The organism is Neisseria sp. P0001.S005 (assembly GCF_051963715.1).
The window spans coordinates 1-3,135 of record NZ_JBQCTZ010000294.1 but is presented as its reverse complement, the minus strand read 5'-3'; the positions used below and the strand labels follow the sequence as shown (position 1 = coordinate 3,135).

At 52.3% G+C, this 3,135-nt stretch carries 2 protein-coding genes and 1 pseudogene; 1 reads left to right on the top strand and 2 read right to left on the bottom strand.

Annotated elements, in window-relative coordinates:
• Nucleotides 1-443 (bottom strand): annotated as a pseudogene (locus tag ACTHSP_RS19065) (septum site-determining protein MinC); the annotation flags it as partial.
• Between the two features lie 147 nt (nt 444-590).
• Nucleotides 591-1,826 carry an FAD-binding domain-containing protein gene (locus ACTHSP_RS19060; RefSeq protein ID WP_314511407.1) on the bottom strand — a complete coding sequence of 412 codons (1,236 nt, stop codon included), beginning with the start codon at nt 1,824-1,826 and terminating at the stop codon, nt 591-593.
• A gap of 125 nt (nt 1,827-1,951) precedes the next feature.
• Between ACTHSP_RS19060 and ACTHSP_RS19055 the strand changes: the two genes are divergently transcribed.
• Nucleotides 1,952-2,809 carry a glutathione synthetase gene (locus tag ACTHSP_RS19055; RefSeq protein ID WP_314511405.1) on the top strand — a complete coding sequence of 286 codons (858 nt, stop codon included), beginning with the start codon at nt 1,952-1,954 and terminating at the stop codon, nt 2,807-2,809.
• Nucleotides 2,810-3,135: the final 326 nt, after the last annotated feature.

The following is a 3,135-nucleotide window of genomic DNA, read 5'->3' as shown; positions in this document are numbered from 1 at the left end:
CCGTTTTCAGCGTAAACCTGCTGGCCGGTACGCACGGGCGTGCTGACCAATACGGTCGGATTGTTGATAACGGTGGCTTGTACGTCTTGCGGCTGCGGTGCTTGGCGAGGAGTAGGTGCTGCCTGTGTGTCGGCTGCCTGGGTGGAGTTGCCTTGTTTGAAGACCAAGTGGTAACGCGCTGCCGCTGCCGCCCATGTGTCGCTGGTGTGGTGCAGCCCTAAAATTTGCATGCCGTAACGGGCAAACAGGGAAATCATGCCGCCCAAATCGATGGATTCGGGATGGTCGAAATCTTGTACGTCTAAAATAAAGGGAACGAATTCGTCTTGGGATTGGCCTGCCAGTTGGCGCAGGAATTCTTCCAATTCGGTTAGATCTGCGGTGTGCAGATGGATGGATAAGACGTCCAAACGTGACGTTTTTATGTCGAATGCGGGTTTCATTGTAATGAAATAATAAAATTTTTTAATGACGTAAGTTTACCGTGTAAATCTTGGCTATTCAATCTGTTTGGCCGTCTGAAACCAAAATATTTTGTTTGAACGTTTTTCAGCTGTATTTAGTGTGGTTTTTTGGTGTGAACGTAGGTTTCAGACGGCCTTGGGAAAGGGATAGCCGTGTGTGTCGATGTCGTCGGCGGCGGCCCACGGCGTGTGAATGAGGGTGGAGGGTAGGTGCGCCAATTCGGGGAGGTAACTGCGGATGTAGCTGCCGTCGGGATCGATTTGGTGCGAACGGTGGGCATAGCGGACGGTGGCTGTGTCTTGTGCAGCGAGGTGCCAGTTGGCTTGGTTGAGCGCGGGGTCGGTGCCGGTTTGGACGGAAGCTGTCCACGCGATGCCTTGGTTGGGATCGAGGTTGAGCGCATGGCAGAAATAGTGGGCGCACAGTTGCTGGAGAACAGGATGTAAGTGGCCGGTGGCTTCAAGGCTGCGGATGGAGGCGTCGATGACAGGTACGCCGGTTTGGCCGTTGCGCCAGTATTCGCGCACCTGGGTGGCATCGGTTGTTTCGGGCAGGCGGCGGTGGTAGGCGAGCTGGTAGCAGTAGTCGCGGAAAATAAGCTTGTCCAGCCATTCAAAATGTCGGTTTGCCAAGCTTTCGGCAGCCAGCAGGCGTGGGGAAATGCAGCCTGCGGACAGGTAGGCATTGAGGAGGCTGGTGTTTTTTCGTGCCGGAAAATTTTGGGTAATCGGGTAGTGAACCAAATTCTGTTTGAACGCGTGCCATTGCGTTAAGGCTGCGGTTTCGCCGCCCTGTTGATAGGCAGGTAATACTGCGCCGGTATGGGCTGGAAACAGTGGAACGTTTTGTCCGGTTTGAACAGGCAATTCGGTTTCAGACGGCCTTTGTCCTGAATAAGCCTGCAACCATGCTTGTTTATAGGCGGCAAAATCGGTGTAGGGCAAGCCGTTGGCATCCATGAGGGGGGATTTGGCCAAAATGCCGCGGTCGTTGGCGTGTTGCAGGGCAATGCCTGCTTGGTCGAAATTGTGCCAGAGGTGGTTGTCTTGGCGGATTTCGGCTTCGGTGTAGGCTTCGTCTGTGATGACGGTATGGGCATTAAGCGCAGCAGCCAAGGGGAGGAGGTCTTCGTCGGAAGCGACGACATATAAGGGAATATGGTGTGCCGCCAGACGGGTATGCAGCTCTTGTGCGGCTTGATAATGAAACAGGCTTTGACGCGGATTGTGGTTTTCAGACGGCCTTTGGCTGACCCAGACACAGGCGATGGGCAAACCGCTTGCAACGGCGGCATTAAGCGCGGCATTGTCGTGCAGGCGGAGGTTGCGGCGGAACCAGACAAGGACGTGGGCAGATTTCATGAGCATGTTCCGACGAAAAAGGGGAAACCATTTTATCAGAATCGGCCTCATGTATCAGGCCGTCTGAAAAATCTTTTGGTTTGATTTCGCTATATAATTTTGGTTTTAGCGACGAGGCGGCAACCATGACCGAGCAAACCGTTTTGGCACTCATTACCTGCCAAACCTATCCCGAACCATCGGACAACCTGAAAACATTGGCGGCATGCTTGGAAACCATAGGCGTGAAAACCGTATTTGATGCGTGGCAAAACCATCCGTCCGCGCCGTTTTTGCTGCCTTTGTGCACATGGGATTATGCCGCCGAACCCGAAGCCTTCCGCCAATGGCTGGAACAAGCCGAGCAGGCGGGGCAGCATTTTATCAATCCCCCCGAGTTGATGGCTTGGAATATGGAAAAGACTTATTTGTGCGATTTGGCGGCGCGCGGCGCGCAAGTGATTCCCAGCGTGTTCGTTCCGCCGCAAAAAGCCGAATTGGCCGACATCCTGAACCAACAGGGCTGGACGGAAGCGGTCATCAAGCCAGCATTTGGGCAGAGCGGCAAAGGCGTGGTTAAAGTTTGTGCGGAGGCATTGGACGTGAACATGGCGGATTATCCGCAAGGCATGATTGTTCAACCGTATATCCGCGAAATCGAAACGGCGGGTGAAACCTCGCTGGTATTTTTCAACGGCGCATTCAGCCATGCCGTGCGCCGTCAGCCGCCCCAAGGCGAATGGCGCGCCAACTCGGCCTATGGTGTGTCGGTGTTCGGTATCGAACCGCCCGAATTTGCCGTCCGTGCCGCGCAAGACGTACTGGCCACCTTGCCGCAAATGCCGGTTTACGCCCGAGTCGACGGTACGTTGGTCGGCGACATCTTCCTGCTCAATGAATTGGAACTCATCGAGCCTGCCCTGTATTTGCACACTAGCGAAGGCGCGACGGAACGCTTTGCCCGAGTGTTGGCGCAGTTGCTTGGGCAACATTTATCAATCTGACTTTATCAATAAATAGCAAGCCTCAGGCCGTCTGAAAACCATCTTTCAGACGGCCTGAGGCTTTTTTAAAACAAGATTTGCGCGTTTGTATTTTTCAATAATGTGCCATTTGTCGATTGTGTCATTTTAATTGTTGCAGTCTTAATTGATGGTTGATTAACTTTCATTTGGCATTTTATCTCGGCCGCAGCCTTTATTTTTAGCGGATTGTAAACAATCTGACCGATCTAAATAGATATCTTTTTAGGATAAAACCTCAAAAATCTTTTTAAAAAGAAAGATATTGTCTTATTGAATATTCTGTGCTGAAATTACATGACACTACA